Source organism: Aeromicrobium flavum (assembly GCF_007992115.1).
Classification (GTDB): Bacteria; Actinomycetota; Actinomycetes; order Propionibacteriales; family Nocardioidaceae; genus Aeromicrobium; species Aeromicrobium flavum.
Genome location: NZ_BJZQ01000001.1, coordinates 263,343 through 279,824, shown reverse-complemented (window position 1 = coordinate 279,824; position 16,482 = coordinate 263,343). Strand labels below are relative to the sequence as shown.

The following is a 16,482-nucleotide window of genomic DNA, read 5'->3' as shown; positions in this document are numbered from 1 at the left end:
GTGGTCATGCTCGTCAGCTCCCGCTTCCGGCGATGAGCGGATCTGCAGGTCGCGGCGGGCCCGCCGGCGCCGGGCGTGGTTCGGCCGCCGACGATTGTCCTTCAGCCGCGCCGGCGACGGCCTTGCCAACTTTCGGTCCGGATGTCGCGGCTTCCTTCACGACCAGCCCGGCAACAGCCGGCCCGCCAGCCGCACCCACAGCGCCGCTCGCCTTGCTGGCCCCGCCAACCGCACTACCGTTCGCGCCAGCCGGCTTGGCGGACGGTGGAACCGGACCGCCACCCGGGCTTCCCGATGAGGTGGGCCCGGCGAGAACCGCTTGAGGGCTCTTGCCCGATCCGCGACCGAGTGGGATCGGGACCGGTCGGTTGAGGGCGGACTTGGCCTCCTGTTCGGCCGACATCGCGTGGTGCATGTCGAAGCCGATGAAGCTGACCGCCTTGTAGGTCAAATAGGGAGCGAACCCGGCCATCAGCATCAGCACCACCCCGGAGATCGGCTCGCTGACCGACTTCAAGTCGGCGTCGATCGGGGCCGATACCTGTGCAGTCGCGAGCAGGAAGAAGACCACCAAGACGACCTTCGACAAGATCAGCGCGATGACAAAGGTGGCCCACCGACCGACCCAACCGCGAGTGTGGTCCCAGCTCGCTCCTGCCAGGGCGATCGGTGCGAAGACGATCGCGATCAACAGCAGCGCCTTGCGGATCAGCAGACTGACCCACACGATGACCGCGGCCCCCAGCGCGAGCCCGGCCACGAGAATCGTGATCACCGCGCTGGCACCCGGGGCGGCGATCTGCAGCGCCCCGATCCCTTTCGCCAGCATCGACACTCGGTCGCCCATCTGGCCCATCGTGGTGCCGGTGGCGTGAACGATGCCGACACAGAGCCGGTCCGTGACCTCGAGGGCGGTCCCAATCAGGGCCAGCGCGACGAACGAGCCCAAGACCGATTTGGCCAGCCCGAACACAGCGCGACTCAGCGCGGCCGGCTCGCGGCGGATCATGCCGCCGATGACCTGCAGCATGAAGAAGCCGAGCATCACGAACACCGCGACCCCGAACAGAATGCTGTAGACCTTCGTGAACTGGCCACTGGTCACGTCGACCATGGTGGTCGAATCGAAGACCTGCCAGACGGCCTCGAACATCCAGCCGGCGGCGTTGGCCATCGACTCGGCCAACCAGTCGAACGGCGCGGTCACCAGCGTCCCCGCGGCATCACCTGCCTGATCGCACACGGCGGAGATGACCGGCACCTCGCACACATCGACCATCGTCTTGCCCGCTCAGACGGCCTGGCCGACGTTCCAGAAGAAGTTCACCAGCGCGACGGACGCGCCAGTGACAATGGCGGCACCGAGCCCGACGAGCACGCCCACCTTGCCGCGTCCCGCCAGATGAGGATTCGACGAGTTCGATCCCAATGCCCACACGATCGCCGAGATGATCACGGCGAGAACAGCCAAGATCAGCCCGACGGTCATCGAGGCGCCGACGATCGTGCTGAGCTGACCGATACCCGGCAGTCCACTGGAATTCGGTTCGATGTTCACGTCACGCGCGATCGCGTGCACGTTGGTCGGTTTCACGTTGCCCCCTGCAGGTCTGTCCTACTGACTCACAGGTGTGCGACGGAGACCCGCGGCGTACGAATCGAGCGTGCAAACCGAACTGCCACACGGCTGGCTACTCCCCCGAACCCGATCTCAACGAAGTCGGTGCGCAACTTTCGCCATGAGCCCCTTGAGTTCAGGGTGAGGAGCAGTAATTTCCGCGACGAAGCGGAGGTTCTCCGGCGACAGGTCGGCTCGTTTGACCTTTCGCAACCAGTCCTTGTATGCCTTACCGGACCGGTCCTTCATTGAAGCCGGGCTTCGACTCCATTCTTGTCGCAGGTCCGGCCAAGACGAGGCGCCGTCTACGAGTTCGCTGACCGGGAGGTACTCCAGAACGTCCTTTCGCGACATGCCCAAGGGGAAGAACCGTTGACTCACGCCGCGCGTGATCGATCCAATCAGTAGAGGCTCGTAGACGTCCTTCCCCTTGCCTGGGATCTTCGACATGCCTCGCCTGATGATCCCGGTGGCGACAGAGCGACGGCCTTCCATCACAGCCGCCTCCGCTTGCGCCCACAGGTCGTAGAGCGGGTCGAGGGCGACGTCGTCGAGCACCGGCATGAGCAGTGCGTCGCTCCGCTCCACGAGAAACTCCGAGTCGAAGATCGACCAGAGATTGTCGGTGCCCCGCATGGCTAGGACAGCGACGCGAAGTTCACGGAGTTCGTCGGCAAACCAACCCTCCAAAATCTGCTTGTCGTGCTCGCCTTCGACGAGAAGGTAGCCGCGGTCACGATGAAGCAGGGAGGAAGGTTGAAGACCGACCCCAGCGAGCTCGTGAATGGCAGCGCGGTCAAGTTCTGTGAGGGAGCCAATACCGCCGCGCGGGTTCTTTTCGATGTGGAAGACCTGGCCGTGCCCAGCGTCGAGGAGCGAAGGGCTATGCGTAGCAAGGATGGGTCTGATCCGAGTCGAACGCGCGAGTTCAATGAGTCCTTCGGCCATGTGTGATTCCGCCGCACGATGGAGCCCCCGTTCCGGCTCGTCAAGAAGCACAAATGGAGCCGGAAGTTCTGAGCTTTCGTCGATGGGGAACGTCTCGGTGTCGGTCATCGCACCCGACTGAAGTGCGACTTCGTTCGGTGCCGATAGAGCGATCGCGAGACGTGCCCAACGCTTTTCGGCATCGCTGAGGTTCGCTATCCGGCCTCCTGGGCTGGCGCACCAGTGCGGGGGTTCGGCCGCGATCCAGTCAGTGACGTCCCCCATGGCAACTCGCAGTACTGGCGGATCGAGCAACAACTTTGCGAGAAGCTCGTTCGCACGGCCAGCCCAAAGCGTTGCGAGAGTGGTCAGGCGCTGAAGATACTCGTCGGTTGCCGATCGGAAGTCTTCGGTGAACTCCCGGTCTGGCGCAATTGCCCGAATGCAGCGCGTGAGCATCGCGTCGGGCTCGGCGCTTTCGTCTGTGACCACGGTAGGGAACGGACTATCGGAGACCGGCAGAGCTGCCTTGTTGTACCTGTAGATTCCCCCGTCACAAGCGAACCCTTCAAGATTCGAGATCAAGGATTCAAGGATGAACTGCTCATCCGTAGCCTCCGACCAGGCTTCGTAGGCGTCGTCGGCGTCTCTCTCACCCTCGACGAAGGAGAGCATGTGCTGCTGAAGCACGTCCGCCCACGCATCGGCGGCAGGATCGTCCGGGGCGGACGCCGGGTACATCGTCCACCGAGGTCCGACTGAGCCAACGGGTGCCAGCAAGGCGTGAGTCTTGTCGGTTACCGCCCTGAGGAGTCCCCGCCAAGCGGCAAGGACCTTCTCGGGCAGGTCGAGCGCGTCAACCTCCTCTTCGGTAACGAGCGCTACCGATGACTGCAAATCGGCCGGTCGCATATCGCCGACTGTGTCGTCTACGTAGATCCGGCTCAGGTCGCCTCGAACAAGCAACGCAGTAGTGATGGCGTTGAAATGGTAGTCACCGTTCGGTTCCGTACGGCCGACCAACCGACCGGTCAGAGCGGACTCGATGGATTCAAGCAGCAGCGACTTCCCGGCCCCGTTCTGGCCGTAAATCACCAGCGTCCCGCCCTCATACTCCAAGAATCCGTGTCCTGGGTGTCTGAAGCCGACGATCTCAATTCCGGTCATCCGGGCAATCTAGTCCCCGCCTGAACCTGTTGGAGCGGAACGGCCCGACCACAAGGACGCCTGACTGGAAAGATGTCGTACGGACTGACACCGACGGCTGAACGTCGTGCACCTTGCGGACGTGCCCCGATGATGGGGCTTCGGACCTACAGACGCGCGCCGATGTCGAGGAGCCAGTTCGCCCACGCGAGTGCTGAGCCGAGCAGAGTCGCACCGCCCAACGCCACCAAGAGCCCGGTCTTGGCTTTCGATGCGGTGTGCCAGCTCCCGCCAGCTGATGCGAGTGCCCACGCCGTGGCGCAGACGACGATCATCACGACCGCAGTAAGCAGACCGTAGGTGAGCAAGGCGCCGATGATCTGGCCCAGTTGCGCTGCGCCACCGACCGCACCGAAGTCCGGTCCGACGCTCGAGAGAGTGGAAACGAGACGACTGCTCATGCCACGCAGGTGTGTCTTCAGCTTGCGGGTGATGGGGCTGCGACGGCGACGTGGAGATGGTCGAAGTGGCCTCCGGTCACTGACCGAGGGTCGAACGTGCCGCCACCGTTGTACGACCTCCAACCCTCAGAGGCGCGCGCGACGGACCAGATCTTGCCCTGCCAGATCAGGTACTCGACCCCGAGTTGGGTGGCGTTGGCCTTGAGCCAGTTCGTGACACGCCACCCGACAGCCAGGGAGGCGCCCGCGGCACGTGTACCGATCTTGTTGCCGAAGGTGCCGTCGCAGGCTCGGCCGGCCGCATGGTCGTTCGTCGACGGTGAGCCGGCACGCCAGCACGCCCAGCTCGATTCAGGGAACGTGGTCTCGAGCTGGCTCAGCACGTGAGCCATGCGAGCGGTGATCCGCCCGTCACCGGTCGGATCCTCGACGGCTTCGTCCGGGTCTGTCCCGACGTATCCGTCGGCGGTGTCCGGGTGGCAGCCCGGAGCAGTCCCTGTACTCGTCTGGTCGAGGGAGGTGGCCCCGCGGCCGGTGAGCCACGGCTCGGGGTCGACCGGTGACCGATCGGATCCGCCGGGCCGGATCTCGAAGTGCAGGTGAGGTCCCGTGGTGTACCCGGACATGCCCACGTCGGCGATGTGTTGGCCGGCGGTGACTCGGTCACCGGGTTGGACGTGGATCCCGTCGGCGTTCATGTGGGCGTAGCCGGTCGCGACGGTGGAGCCGTTGACGGTGTGCTCGATCAGGATCAGGTTCCCGTAGCCGGTTGCCGGGCCTGCGGAGGCGACTCGTCCGTCGGCGGCCGCCACGATCGGTGTGCCGGCGGGGGCGGCGTAGTCGGCTCCGGTGTGGAGTTTGTAGACGCCGGTGACCGGGTGGCGGCGCATCCCGAAGCCGCTGGAGCGCACCCAACTCCCGTTCGGGAGTGGGAACACGACTTGGCCGGTTTCGGGAACCGCGGCAGCGGCGCCCGTCGACCCGGTCAGGGTGTCGAGGATCTTCTCGGCGACGGGTTCCCACGCGGCGTACCGGTCGGGATACCGGGACACCTCAACGGCCTGGGCCGCGGCGCCCTTGGACATCGTCCGCCATCCGGAAATGTCCAGGAGGCCGCGGGGCGACCCGCCATGGGGCCCGGTGGGTCCACCGAAGAAGGCTCGCGCTTGGAAGCGCGGGTCCATCAGGTCGGCGACGGTTCCCCAGCCGGTACTGGGTCGCATCTGGAACAAGCCCAGGCTGTCGTGGTCTCCCCCGTCCCCGTCGTTGGCGAAGGCGCCAGAACTTGGGTGGGCGCGGGTATTCGCGAGCATGCGCAAACGCGATTCGGTGAGAGCGGCCATCAGCGCGATGACGATCCCTTCTCGGCCAACGTCATCGAGGTTCGCCCCGGTGCTGATGATCGTTGCCGCGTGCTGGAGCTGGTTTCGCTCCAGACGGACCGCGGTCCCGTCACCGGTCATGGCGTCCACGTGGTCAGGCATGGTCCCGACCCTGAGGCCGGCGGTGCCGGTCAGGCAGGTCGCTCGGGCCGCGGGGTTGAGCAGCACGCCGATGCCGAGGAAGAGCACCGCGGGACCAAGCAGCACCGCACCGATCAGGCCGACGATCAGGGCTCGCATGATCCGCTCCCGCTAGTGCAACGGATCGTCGAGTCGTGACAGCCGCAGCAGGTGACACTGCGGGTAGGACGGACGGCAGACCACGAAGACCGTGAACACCACCTCGTGTTCCGAGTTCACGGGTTCTCCCTCCCAGACGCCAGACCGATGACGGAGACCGCGGACCGTCTGGGCGATCGTGCCGGGCGCCATTGCTCCTGGGCCGGCTTGCTCGAGAGCGGTGCTCCACTGCGCCGGGACCAGGACCGAGTTCACGGTCAGCCACTGACGCGTCTCGTAGTCGCGCAGGTCGCTCCATGCTTCCTGACTCGGCAGGTAGTTGGTCAGATCTGCGATCAACCCTGGCGTGGACTCGCCGGTGGGATCGGCCATAGGCACGAACGGCTCAACCAGAGCAGCGGGGCCGGTGTCGCTGCGGGTGTCCCAGGTGAAGATCTTTGTCGCTACCGCTCGCACGAACTCTTCGGCGTCGTCGGTACGCACGACCGCGGCTGCGGTGGTCGCGGCGTTGGTCGGCGCCGAAGCAACAGGTCGATTCGTCGGTCCAGTGACCTGAGTCGAGGAACTCCTGGTGCCTGAAGCGAACGCAAGCCACACCGCCCCGGCCAAGAGTCCGGTGGCCAGCACGATCACGCCGACTACCGCGGCCCTGGAACGTATGGGGCGTCTTGTCATGAGCATGAGTGGGCCTTCGGTTGAGGTGACATCACTCAGGTGGACACCGCGGTGCGTAGGCTCCTGACTTCTCGCGCGAAGGCATCCATCTCTTGCAGGACCTTCTCGAAGAGTTGCCAGTCGTCGTCCCTGACCTCCCGGGCGATCTGTTCTGCGTCGTAGTGGTCGGTCCAGCCGAGCATCTCCGCCCACAGGAGCACGAACGACCGGGGTGTGCGCTTGCGGACAGCGGCCGCGGCGGCTCGCTTCTCTCGATTGCGCCGCATGCGCTCGCGCCTCTCCGCTTTCGCGATCTCGAGAGCCTCCGCCGCGGCGTGGTCGAAGTCGGCGTCCGGGTCCGGTCGGTTCGCTGCAGCTTCGGCCACGGCCCGGACTCGCTGGTAACCCGGATCAACGGGCGCGCCGTTGCGAATTCGTTCGAGTTCGTCCTCCGCGACCCGGCGCACGTCCTGCGGCTGGTCGCGGTCGGCCGCGATCCGCTCCATCCGCAGGATGTGCTCAAGCTGGCTATAGGACGCCCGGTGGGTGACGAACTCAGCAGCTTGGTGCCGCACGTCTCCGTGGCCGCGCTGCGGTGCCGGTGATTCACCGGCACCGGGCTGACCTGCACAAACGCCGCTGGCCGTAGCGAATTGCGATGCTCGCCGACGGCGGTCAGCGTCTTCCTGCATGACCTTCTTGACCTCGTCATAGAGCCGGGCAGCCTCGAGCGCCGTCAACGGCTTGTGCAACACGTTCTCATCGCGTTCGGCCAAGAGCCGGGTCAAGCCTGAGGACAGGCCAGGACGCACCCACACGCGGACGGCCCGCCAACCCAGACGCTTGACGGCCTCGAGCCGCCGGTAGCCGCAGATCAGCACGCCCTCCGGCGTGATCGTGATCGGCTGGAGGAGTCCCACCCGCTCGATCGAGGCGATCAACGGCCCCAGATCGCCGGGGTCTCGACGATGCCGAATGCCGACCTCGATCGCATCCACGCGACGCTCGGCTTCGAGATGGCCGGCCACCTCAGACATGCGTCTCACCCGCGACCGTCGGGGCGGCCGTTGCGATCATGCTCGTGAGCGGCTCGTCGGCACCGAGCTCGTCCAGGTCCTCGCCCAGGCACAACCGCAACAACAGTCCCCGTCCACGGCGAGTTCCTTCGTAGTCGCGCCGCGGGTCCCCCAGCACCAACCGCAGCACGGTGATCCACGCGGTCTGGTCCAGCTCGAGGGACTCGCGTCCCTTCGCGTCGCGACGGAGTCGTCCGTAGGCGACTCGTCGATCACCGAACGTGCTGAGCACGGAGCATATGTGCTCGATGGTCATGCGGGCGCAGCCCTCGTCCCAGCCGTTCTCGACGAACAGCGTGATGGCCGCCGTGACGGCTGTCGACGCGGTCGTCGGCGCGTTCGGATCCGGAGGTGTCGGTGCGTGCAGTGACGGGTGGAAGTCGGTCAGCGGGTTCTCGCGCTCGCTGAATCGTTCCGGGTCATGGAACGAGACCACGTCGGCGCGCCGGGCGTGCTGGTTCGAGATCAACAGGCCTTGGGCGCGCGCCTCGTAGATCAGGCTCAGCTGGACCGCGCGGGTGATCACCGCCCACGTATCGTTCGCCACCCGGGCGGCGCGGGTCCGCATGACCTCGAACGCCGCGCATGCGGCGTCTGCTGGCTCGAGTCCGTACTTGTTCGCCAGCGCCGCGTACTTGGTGGTCAGGAACTCGATGAGGTCCGAGACCTCGGACTCCTCCTGCCACGCCCGCTCCCCCGAGTACGCCAGTCGCAGGAGAAGGAACCGCAGACCCTCGGTCGACTCCAGGTTCAGTTGCTCGCTCACAACGACCGCCTCCCATCCGTGACGCCGCTACGGATTCCCGGACGGGGTTCAACGGTGCTGCGGCGTGTTACGGCGGAGCGGGTCTTCGAGACAGCCGACGTCGGTGCTCGTCGGGTCCGGCGTGCCAGTTCCGCCTGGAGATCGATCCCCCGGCGGACAGCCGGCGAACCGACCACCGCCGGCAGTTCGCTGATGCGAACCCACGTCACCGATCTGCGACGGGCCACTTGCGAAGCCGGCGGGGACGGCAGGTTCCGCGATGGGTCCCCCTGCGCCCACACCGGGGCCTCCGGCCCATCCGGTGGGTCGAAGTCGCAGACCCTGCGTTCCAGGCGCCGCGCGTACGTTTCGTCGTTGTTCACAGTCCCAGTCCTTCCGCTGCCTGCAGTTGACGCGCCGGGGCCGACGGCGTGATGGGCGCGGCGCGGTACGCCGACTGGATCGTGCGCAGCGATTCACGCCCATCCAAGCCCGCCTCACCTGCGGCGGGGACCAGCAGCGTCGCGGTCGCGTCGGCGTCGTGGCCTTCGTCGCGCATGCGGTTCGCGGCCCAGTACAGGCCGGCGTTGCGTCCACCCTCGGTGAGGGAGGCGACCCACCGCGCGAGCCGCTCCGGACTCGTGCCCACGGGCGGGCGGCCTTGAGGCCTCGCGAGCGTCTTCGACGGCGCCAGGAACGAGCGCAACGCATCGGCGTCGACCGGCTTGGGCTCGTGGTTCTCGGCGACGGCGATTGACTTGTAGACCCCACCCACGCCATCGGAGTCGGCCACGGCCGACGGCGGCACGACGATGTAGCCACCCTCGCCGCGGAAGTCGATGTGCTTGGCCGCCACCTGCCACGAGCGCTGCTCGCGTCTAGCGTCGACCGGGAAGTAGGCATGCACGCCGCCGGAGGGCGTGCGCACCAGCCATGACCAGCCAGTGATGAGGTCGGCTTGCCTCGCGTGCTCGAACGCCGCGAACCCAGAGCCGGCGGTGTGTACGTCTACGTCGACGACATCGACTCCTGATCGCGCGCCCGTCGGTATCGCGATGTTCGCGTCCGGCCACCGGGTCCACCAAGCCGCGACGTCGGCAACGTTCGTGCTCGCGTCCTTAAAGCCGTGGGGAGTTAGCGGCCGCTTCCCACCCGGCACGCACGGGAAGACCGGAATGCGCCGGCTGAGCAACAAGCTCACGGCCGCCGCGTGGTCTCGAGCATCACCCAGCGCTCGGAACAGCTCCGGCACCCAACGAGGCTCCGACTGAATCACCGGGTGGATCGCGCTCATGTCGTCGACTGTGCACCCGAAAATGCGGACACCCCCATGCGGACACCCGCGGACACCCACCCCGTCTGGGGTGTCCACTTTCGTGTTTGCGCAGGTCAGAGGCCGTCCGCAAAATTCTCAAGAAGTCGTGGAGTTCCGGCACACGGACGCCCACGGTCGGCAGGACCAAGGTGTGGTTGCAACGTGAGGGCGCCGGTATCGTGACTGAGACCTGTCGAGGTCCGTTGACCCTTTCAGGACGCCGCCCTAGGCGCGCCGGCGTCTCCGAACCGCGAGTAGAAGCGACAGGCAAGATGATCTTGCCGGCGCGGCGTGATCTTCTTCGAGAGGCGAACCGAAGTTGGCGCTGTCTCAGTTCCTAACCCGCGAGCAGGGACGTCCTATGCTCCGGCGAGGCTTGGCAACAGTGCTTTGCGAGCGCCTTCAACGAGGTGGTCGAACCCGCCGGACGATGCAAGTCCTCGAACTTGTACCTCGTAGGCAGTGATCGTCAGGTCGTCGACCGTGACTTCGTCGAACGCGGTCCACTCCCCTAGAGGCAACCGGTCGACCCCACTCAGTGCTGGGTAGAGGAGCTTTAACGTGGTGGCGCCGGAAGCTCGAAGGAACGCAAGCGACTCGTAAACATCAGCTGCGCTGATACTGGGGGTTCGGCCAGTCCTAGTTTTGTACTTCGCATCCAGGAGAAGAGTGGGCTCAGCCTCCGAGAGCGGAGAGATGTCGGGCGTGGCGTAAACCGGTTGGTCACCGCGATATCCAAGAACCCATCGCTTCTGAGAGATCACTCTGCGATCGGGCAGTGCGCGACGTACGACCTCCTCGCACAACGATTGCCACGCCGACCACGTCGAGAGCAAGAACCCGGTGCCGGTGAACGAGCCACCATCAAGATTGAGACCTAGACCCTCGACAACAAGTCTGGCTAGGTCATAAGCCTGCTGCCAGCTACGGTGACGTGCCGGGAGAGGAGGATAAGTCTCCGGGGCGCTCGACTGCGGTGCCAGCCGTCGACCGAGTAATCTCAACTGCTCTTGGGTGTCGGCATCGGCCACTTCTGGTAGAAGGGTTCTCACGGCCGCCGCGAGCGTCCCGTTGTAGGGATTGCGACGCGTCAGTTCGAGTCGAGATTGTTCAAACCCGTCCGGATCTGGCAGGACTAGGCTCTCCCACTCGACGTCGCCGTCGATCGCGAAGTCGGAACTTCTGGTGCGCCTGTAGGAGCGGATCGGCCGCCGCTCGTTCTGGGCGTGGAGGTTCAGCAGCGATCTAGCAATGAGGGTCGCGAGGTCGCCACGATCTTGGGTCCCGGCGGAGATCTCATCATGGATCAACAAATGGCCGGTGCGAACCAGTACCGCTAGCAGGAAGAAGTCCGAGCGCCATCCGTTCGACGAGCGGTCCATGAACTTCGGTACGACTTCTAGTTCGATTCCCGAGTTGAAGCGAAGCAGGCCGGCGATACCTTCTGTCTTCCACGCCCCGCTGGCGGTTGAGACGATGGGATCGTCCTTATAGCCGAGTAGCGCTTTAAGCCGATCATTCAGTTCCCGTAGTTCGATCAGGATCTCGCCCTCGGATCGACCGCTGAGCGCGGCGACCTCGCCCGTCGTCCCAGGTCGTTCGCGAAGTTCTTCTAGCAGGAGCCGCTCCATAGTTGTCACTCAGTTGCAATGAGGGCGAGAAGTTTGTAGAGCTCCTCCGGAGAAGGGCGGAGTGGGCCGGAGATACGCCGGACAGTCTGTCCCGCGAACGTAGACTCAAGAAGCGAATAGGCGCTCTTGCCGTTCTCGGCCCGAAGCACATCGGAGACGGCTCGGGTGTTTCCGAAGAAGACCTCGTCGATATGTCCTCGGAGGGTTGCCCACGCAGTTGCGACGTACTCCTGAGCAGCCGCCACACTAGGGCCCGCGGGCCCGTGCATCAGGGCCCCGTGTCCGAGTTGGTACGCCTGCCCGCGGCCAAGAAGAACTTGCTCGTTGATCTTCTCGAATGCTTGGACAAGCGCCTCGTAGTAGTCCTGGGCGCTTGAAGGCACCGCGGGCGGCGGAGCTGGTGTCTCACCGAGACCCAGGTGATCGCGAAGTACCTCGACACGCGGCTCGAGCCGGTGAATGTGGAATCGGCGTAGAAACGCGACGTCGAGAGGTTCCACGCTGGTATCGGCCTCGTTCATCGCGGCGAGAACGTAGAGATCCTCAGGGAGGGCAAACAGCTCATGCTCGCCACCGTCGCCCAGAATTTCGAAGAACTGTGTACTGGCGGTAGCGACCCAACCGTTGGGAAGTCGCTTATCAGCCTCAAGACCGACAAGGGCACTACCAAACGCTGCGACCGCCGGGCCACGGTTGATCTCATCAACGATCACTAGTGCTGCGTTTCCCGCCTGGGTCGCGTGGGTGGCGGCCCTGTAGAGAGTCCCACTAGTTACGACGAAGGCGCCGGCTTCCCCAACTTTCGGGACGAGTCCGCGCATGAAGTCGCGGTACTTGGTGTTCTGGTCGAACACCGTTTGGTACACGGTGCGGCCACTGTCTTGATCAGGGCTCGGGAACCAAGTCGGAATGGGTCCCGCAGCGGCCGGTATCGGGATTCGACCCGCCGGGGCCGACCCGGTTTGCCCGCCCTTCCACTGAAAGAGCTCACGGACTTCATTCAACAACCGCGATTTTCCGGTTCCTGGTGGACCCGCGATGATGACGTTCTTTCGGGTTGCGAGGGCCATCAGTACCGCGCGTGCGTCGGGACTGATCACCGACTCAGTCGGCATGGCAGTAACTCGTCCCGTCGATGAAGTTGTGATATCCCTGCACCGTTCGATTTCCCTTCCCGAGTGCCGCTGAGCTCATGCATCCGAAGATCGCGTCGCGGACCTCAGCCGCCCAGAGTCCGGCCTTCAGCTGATCTTCGTAGGCGTAGTCGCATCGCACTGTGCCGTCGTCGAACTTGCTGAACACGACAAAGACACGGCCCTGGTCGGTCTCAGGGAGCTGGCCTCCCAGTGCTGGACTGGCGTGGACCTTGGCGATCCGGTCCTCAGCGGGCCGCGCCGTGGTGGGAGGCCAGTATTCGAGCTGAGTACGTTTCGGCCGGCCGTCCTGGTCCAAGTACGTCACATCAGCGATCCTGATTGCTTTGCCACCGCGGCCGACGCCACTTTTCGTGAAGATCTGGCTCATGATTGGGCGGAACGCCTTCCAGGGCAGCCTTAGGTCCCTCGCTCCCCCGCCGGTCTTCGAGTCGTTCGACTCAGCGAGGAGTTTGCGCAGATCGCCGCTCACGATCTCCTTGTATACAAAAAGCACTGGTCGCGTGGCAGTCATGGATTCCTTCTAGCGTACTCGGCAGGGACGTATGGAACCGCTCCCTCATCGTGAGCATTCTCTCGACGTTTTGCGCTTGGGTGTGCGATACCAAGAATCTCCGCGAGTTCCGCGAGCGCGCAGTCTGCGGTGACCGTCGAGCGGGTCTCACCCATCAACGGTGGCTGTCCCCGGTCTAGCAACGGAAAGTCCCTCAACACCGTTTCTAGATCACTGCAGTCGAGTCCCCAAGCGGCCGCGACGAGCGCATCCAGCCGCGCGCGCCACTGCCCAACCTCCCAACGGTCGATTGAGACGTCACCCTCGGCACGAGTCAGTTGCCGTGCAAGCTGGACCAGTTCCTGACCGACATGTTCATCTTCATCGATCCTCGGCAATGGAAGGGTGTCCAAGAGGAAGTAATTGACCGTGGTGGTGACGATTCGGCGCAACATCCAATCCACCACGAGAGAGTTGGTCAAGGCGAGGAACAAGTCCTCGCGTGCCTCGCCACCGGTCGAGAAGACAAGAGTCGGCACCTTGTTGCCGCAAACCACCCCGGCAGGGACCCGAGCGGTCAATAGCGACCGCTCGTTGGTCTGTCCAGTGATGTCACAGAAGCCGATACGGGACCGCATCGTACGTTCGATCGTCGCAGCATGTAGGGCACTAAGCGGCACGTGCCATTGAGTCCGAAAAGACGCGTCCTCCAAGGGTTCGGGTCGCCAGATCGCCGAGCGACCCTCTCCGGAACAGAAAGTCTTGGCACGCCACCTGTACTGCGCGACGTGGCGGCCCTCAAGCAGCGGGATCGTCTCGTCACTAGGGGTGTTCTGAAACGACTTCCGGTCGCGCGTCATGTCGATCTCTCGGCGGTACTCCGGACGCCACGGCCCGTCAGGATCGCCGACGGTGGTGGCGCTCTTCGACAGGCGCATGAACAGATCCCACTCATCCTTGGTTCGCACCTCAGGGATGCTGAGATCGCGACGCACTTCTCGCAGTTGAGCCCGGCTCAACTCGACCGGCGAACTTGGAAGGACGCCAGAACGGTCCGCGACCTTGAGCCTGATCGGTCGCCGTCTGCCGCTCCCGATCCTGGCGACGATCGCGAGGAACTTGAAGCGTGTGTCGATTGCGAAGTGCCCCGCGCGGTTCTCGATGACCGCAATCGAGAGTTCGGGCGCTAGAGCCTCAAGCTCACGTCGCAGGCTCTCTGTTCCCTTTGCTCGAACCAAACCCGCGGGCAACAGCAGCGCGAGCACTCCGTCCTCAGCAGAGATGCCCATGCCAAGTTCGAGGAAGAGCTTGTAGAGATCGTGCTCACCTCCGCCCTGCAGACGTGTCCCTGATGCGACTTGCTCGACGTATGCAAGAAGAGTCGATCGCTGAGTTTCAAGGTCGATACTGGTCTCGAAGCTCTGTCCATATGAGCGGACCAAACCCTGGCTCTTGGCGAGTTCGTGGCGCGAGGCTTTCAGCTTCTCCCAAGGCGGGTTGCCGATGACCAGGCCGGCACCGGCGGGAGCAACCTTCTCCCAGACGCCAGGGCTACGAAGGCTGTCTTGGAGGAGTAGTCGGCCAGCGAATCCGCTGATTGCCGTCAGATCGCTCGTGAGGCTTGCGACGGACAGCAGCGCACCTCGAAGCGCCCTTCTAGAGAGATCGGCACCCACCAACTTGTCACGGATTATCAGGTCTCTGCGCTCGCCCGCGGGAACTTGCATAGCCGCGGCGGTGAGAAGCACTCCTGAGCCGCACGCTGCGTCGACCCAGGGACCGTCGGCCTTCACCGTAGGTACGCTGCTGCCGGCGAGAAATTCGGCCAAGCGCCAGTCTGTGTAGTACGCGCCAGTTTTTCTCTGGAGGTTCTCCGTGAGCGCCTCCCTACTCAGTGCCGACAATGCAAGAGGTGCCGGGATGGGCGTTTCCGCAACGGTGGTCAGCAACTTGTCCGCCCACGGCGCGGGGTCGGCCTGCATGTCCGACGGCTCTCGGCCAACGGTGGTGTAGAACTCCTCGATCGTCCATCCGCCCAGGTTCGCAGCGGCCGATTCCAGCACTGTTAAGCGCGCGTCTGAACGGTCGGCATCGGGACAAACCTCTGCAGCTGCCTCATCGAGCAGTTGGTCCGCGCGGCCTAGAAGTCGCTGCTCGAGACTCTTCATGCGAGCACCCCCGACCGTTCAACGGTCACCGTCAAGGGGCTCAACGCGACTGGCTTAATCTCGATCACGAATTCATCAACCGTGTCGCCACCCGCAGACGCTTGGGCGTTTGGGCGGTAACGGCCGATCGTCTTGATCTCGTGGAGAGTCACCCCTCCGACTTCACTCAGCGCTTCAAGAAGTTGCTCTTGACTAACGTGGCCCTCATTGCTGTAGCTGAGCAGGATCCGCCGAGCCGGGGTGCGCAGGGCGAGCTTCGTCAGAGCATCAAGCGCCCTGCTCTTATATGAGAACTCGGACGCCTTGTCCTTCCAAGGGCGCAATCCGGTGATGCCACCGATGTCAGGGGCATCGCCGGCGTGAATTGTCTCGAGTAGGTGGTAGTACGCACTGTACTGGCGCTTGGTATACGGAGGGTCGAAGTAGACCGTGTCACGATCCGCCGTGGGGAGATCGAACACGTCACCGACCACCGCTTCGATGTTGGTCGACCCTTCCATCAGAGGACGAGCCTCGAGCTGAATATCGCGCAGCGCCGACCGGGTCCAGTTCTTGAGGAAACACCCGTATGTACCGGAGATGTTTGCAACGCGATTGGCCGCTCGAAGGAGGTCAGCAAGTAACAACTGCTCCTCAAACCACGTCAGTTTTCCTTCATCCGACCACACTTTGATCTGCGCGCGCATGCTGTCGATCCGCGCGGCGTTGGCCTCTGTGAAGTATCGCCGTTCGACGGCGCCGAAAGTCGCGGAAGCGGGACTGTAGGCGCCGTGGATGAAGCCCGGGCGGCCGGGAGTCGCATTGAGCAGCTTTGCAGCTCGCGGATAACCTCCAAAGCTCTCGAAGCGAACATTGCCCATTGCCACAGTCGCACCGATACTCATCGCGACGGCCGAGGGTAGCGAATCGTTCAGCGTGACGCTCCAGCCGCGCGCAGCGGCTACCGCGGCGACAGCGCCCGTGCCACAGAATGCGTCAACGAAGCGACCGTCGCTAGGTTGCCCTGCGATATCGAGGATGGCCTCCGCTACACGCGCTTTGCTACCGATGTAGCGAACACTCACCAAGTCCTCCTCAAACGCTCCGACCTTTCGACCCGTGCCGAGGTCGGAGTTCCATGGCCCATAGTCAGGCTAGCCGCCCGGACGTAGTCATCGAGGGACGAGTGAACCAGCGCGTCCTGCAAGGGCACCCCCAGCCGCGTGGAGGACCGAAAGAGGTCACGCGTTTGCCGGCTCGATGAGGCTGAGTAGGGAACTTGCTGATCGGGATGTTCGTACACGCGAAGGATGCTAGGACCGAGGTCTGACAGATGGAGCGATCAGCCGGGTTCGAATCACTCCCTGCCTCTGAGGGCTGTTGTCACTCCAGTCGAATGCTGTCCGCGTAGGAGCTGGACGCGCAAATTCCGGGTCGGCCCCCAACGGTCACCGGAGCACGCAATCGTTGACGTCTCCCGCATAGCGACCATT

The 16,482-nt window shown here is 64.2% G+C and carries 14 protein-coding genes; all 14 read right to left on the bottom strand.

The features are described 5' to 3' along the window. Positions 1-13: 13 nt before the first annotated feature. Entirely contained in the window at positions 14-1,279 is a 1,266-nt protein-coding gene (locus tag AFL01nite_RS01365) for a conjugal transfer protein TrbL (RefSeq protein WP_146825300.1), read from the bottom strand. 12 nt (positions 1,280-1,291) lie between these two features. Continuing rightward, positions 1,292-1,594 carry a DUF6112 family protein gene (locus tag AFL01nite_RS01360; protein WP_146825299.1) on the bottom strand — a complete coding sequence of 101 codons (303 nt, stop codon included), beginning with the start codon at positions 1,592-1,594 and terminating at the stop codon, positions 1,292-1,294. A gap of 117 nt (positions 1,595-1,711) precedes the next feature. After that, entirely contained in the window at positions 1,712-3,712 is a 2,001-nt protein-coding gene (locus AFL01nite_RS01355; protein ID WP_146825298.1) for an ATP-binding protein, read from the bottom strand. A 146-nt stretch (positions 3,713-3,858) separates the two neighbouring features. Further along, a complete protein-coding gene (locus AFL01nite_RS01350) occupies positions 3,859-4,152 on the bottom strand; it encodes a DUF6112 family protein (RefSeq protein WP_146825297.1) in 294 nt (97 codons plus the stop codon). Positions 4,153-4,169: 17 nt separating this feature from the next. Continuing rightward, positions 4,170-5,774 (bottom strand): M23 family metallopeptidase, encoded by a 1,605-nt coding sequence (locus tag AFL01nite_RS01345; RefSeq protein ID WP_186813765.1) that lies wholly within the window; start codon positions 5,772-5,774, stop codon positions 4,170-4,172. Between the two features lie 12 nt (positions 5,775-5,786). Further along, a complete protein-coding gene (locus AFL01nite_RS01340; protein ID WP_146825295.1) occupies positions 5,787-6,407 on the bottom strand; it encodes a hypothetical protein in 621 nt (206 codons plus the stop codon). Between the two features lie 77 nt (positions 6,408-6,484). After that, positions 6,485-7,465, bottom strand: coding sequence for a ParB N-terminal domain-containing protein (locus AFL01nite_RS01335; RefSeq protein ID WP_146825294.1), 981 nt, complete (start codon positions 7,463-7,465; stop codon positions 6,485-6,487). Then, the gene (locus AFL01nite_RS01330; RefSeq protein WP_146825293.1) at positions 7,458-8,270 is read right to left on the bottom strand and encodes a hypothetical protein; all 813 of its coding nucleotides are present in this window, start codon (positions 8,268-8,270) and stop codon (positions 7,458-7,460) included. Before AFL01nite_RS01330 ends, AFL01nite_RS01335 begins: the two co-directional genes overlap by 8 nt. Positions 8,271-8,628: 358 nt before the next feature. Continuing rightward, positions 8,629-9,543, bottom strand: coding sequence for a bifunctional DNA primase/polymerase (locus AFL01nite_RS01325; RefSeq protein ID WP_146825292.1), 915 nt, complete (start codon positions 9,541-9,543; stop codon positions 8,629-8,631). 380 nt (positions 9,544-9,923) lie between these two features. Next, positions 9,924-11,195 (bottom strand): 5-methylcytosine restriction system specificity protein McrC, encoded by a 1,272-nt coding sequence (locus tag AFL01nite_RS01320; RefSeq protein WP_146825291.1) that lies wholly within the window; start codon positions 11,193-11,195, stop codon positions 9,924-9,926. A 5-nt stretch (positions 11,196-11,200) separates the two neighbouring features. Then, on the bottom strand, positions 11,201-12,265 hold the full coding sequence (locus AFL01nite_RS01315; RefSeq protein WP_246119559.1) for an AAA family ATPase: 1,065 nt from the start codon (positions 12,263-12,265) through the stop codon (positions 11,201-11,203). A 34-nt stretch (positions 12,266-12,299) separates the two neighbouring features. Further along, the gene (locus AFL01nite_RS01310; protein ID WP_146825289.1) at positions 12,300-12,863 is read right to left on the bottom strand and encodes a hypothetical protein; all 564 of its coding nucleotides are present in this window, start codon (positions 12,861-12,863) and stop codon (positions 12,300-12,302) included. Further along, positions 12,860-15,010 carry a DNA methyltransferase family protein gene (locus AFL01nite_RS01305; RefSeq protein ID WP_146825288.1) on the bottom strand — a complete coding sequence of 717 codons (2,151 nt, stop codon included), beginning with the start codon at positions 15,008-15,010 and terminating at the stop codon, positions 12,860-12,862. The genes AFL01nite_RS01310 and AFL01nite_RS01305 overlap by 4 nt, the downstream gene beginning before the upstream one ends. Further along, the gene (locus tag AFL01nite_RS01300; RefSeq protein WP_186813763.1) at positions 15,007-16,074 is read right to left on the bottom strand and encodes a DNA adenine methylase; all 1,068 of its coding nucleotides are present in this window, start codon (positions 16,072-16,074) and stop codon (positions 15,007-15,009) included. The genes AFL01nite_RS01305 and AFL01nite_RS01300 overlap by 4 nt, the downstream gene beginning before the upstream one ends. Between the last annotated feature and the right edge of the window lie 408 nt (positions 16,075-16,482).

Bases quoted from the DNA above. Each gene is read 5' to 3' on its own strand.
- AFL01nite_RS01350 (WP_146825297.1), bottom strand. From the start codon at position 4,152: ATGAGCAGTCGTCTCGTTTCCACTCTCTCGAGCGTCGGACCGGACTTC.
- AFL01nite_RS01315 (WP_246119559.1), bottom strand. From the start codon at position 12,265: ATGGCCCTCGCAACCCGAAAGAACGTCATCATCGCGGGTCCACCAGGA.
- AFL01nite_RS01305 (WP_146825288.1), bottom strand. From the start codon at position 15,010: ATGAAGAGTCTCGAGCAGCGACTTCTAGGCCGCGCGGACCAACTGCTC.
- AFL01nite_RS01365 (WP_146825300.1), bottom strand. From the start codon at position 1,279: ATGGTCGATGTGTGCGAGGTGCCGGTCATCTCCGCCGTGTGCGATCAG.
- AFL01nite_RS01325 (WP_146825292.1), bottom strand. From the start codon at position 9,543: ATGAGCGCGATCCACCCGGTGATTCAGTCGGAGCCTCGTTGGGTGCCG.
- AFL01nite_RS01320 (WP_146825291.1), bottom strand. From the start codon at position 11,195: ATGGAGCGGCTCCTGCTAGAAGAACTTCGCGAACGACCTGGGACGACG.
- AFL01nite_RS01355 (WP_146825298.1), bottom strand. From the start codon at position 3,712: ATGACCGGAATTGAGATCGTCGGCTTCAGACACCCAGGACACGGATTC.
- AFL01nite_RS01335 (WP_146825294.1), bottom strand. From the start codon at position 7,465: ATGTCTGAGGTGGCCGGCCATCTCGAAGCCGAGCGTCGCGTGGATGCG.
- AFL01nite_RS01310 (WP_146825289.1), bottom strand. From the start codon at position 12,863: ATGACTGCCACGCGACCAGTGCTTTTTGTATACAAGGAGATCGTGAGC.
- AFL01nite_RS01345 (WP_186813765.1), bottom strand. From the start codon at position 5,774: ATGCGAGCCCTGATCGTCGGCCTGATCGGTGCGGTGCTGCTTGGTCCC.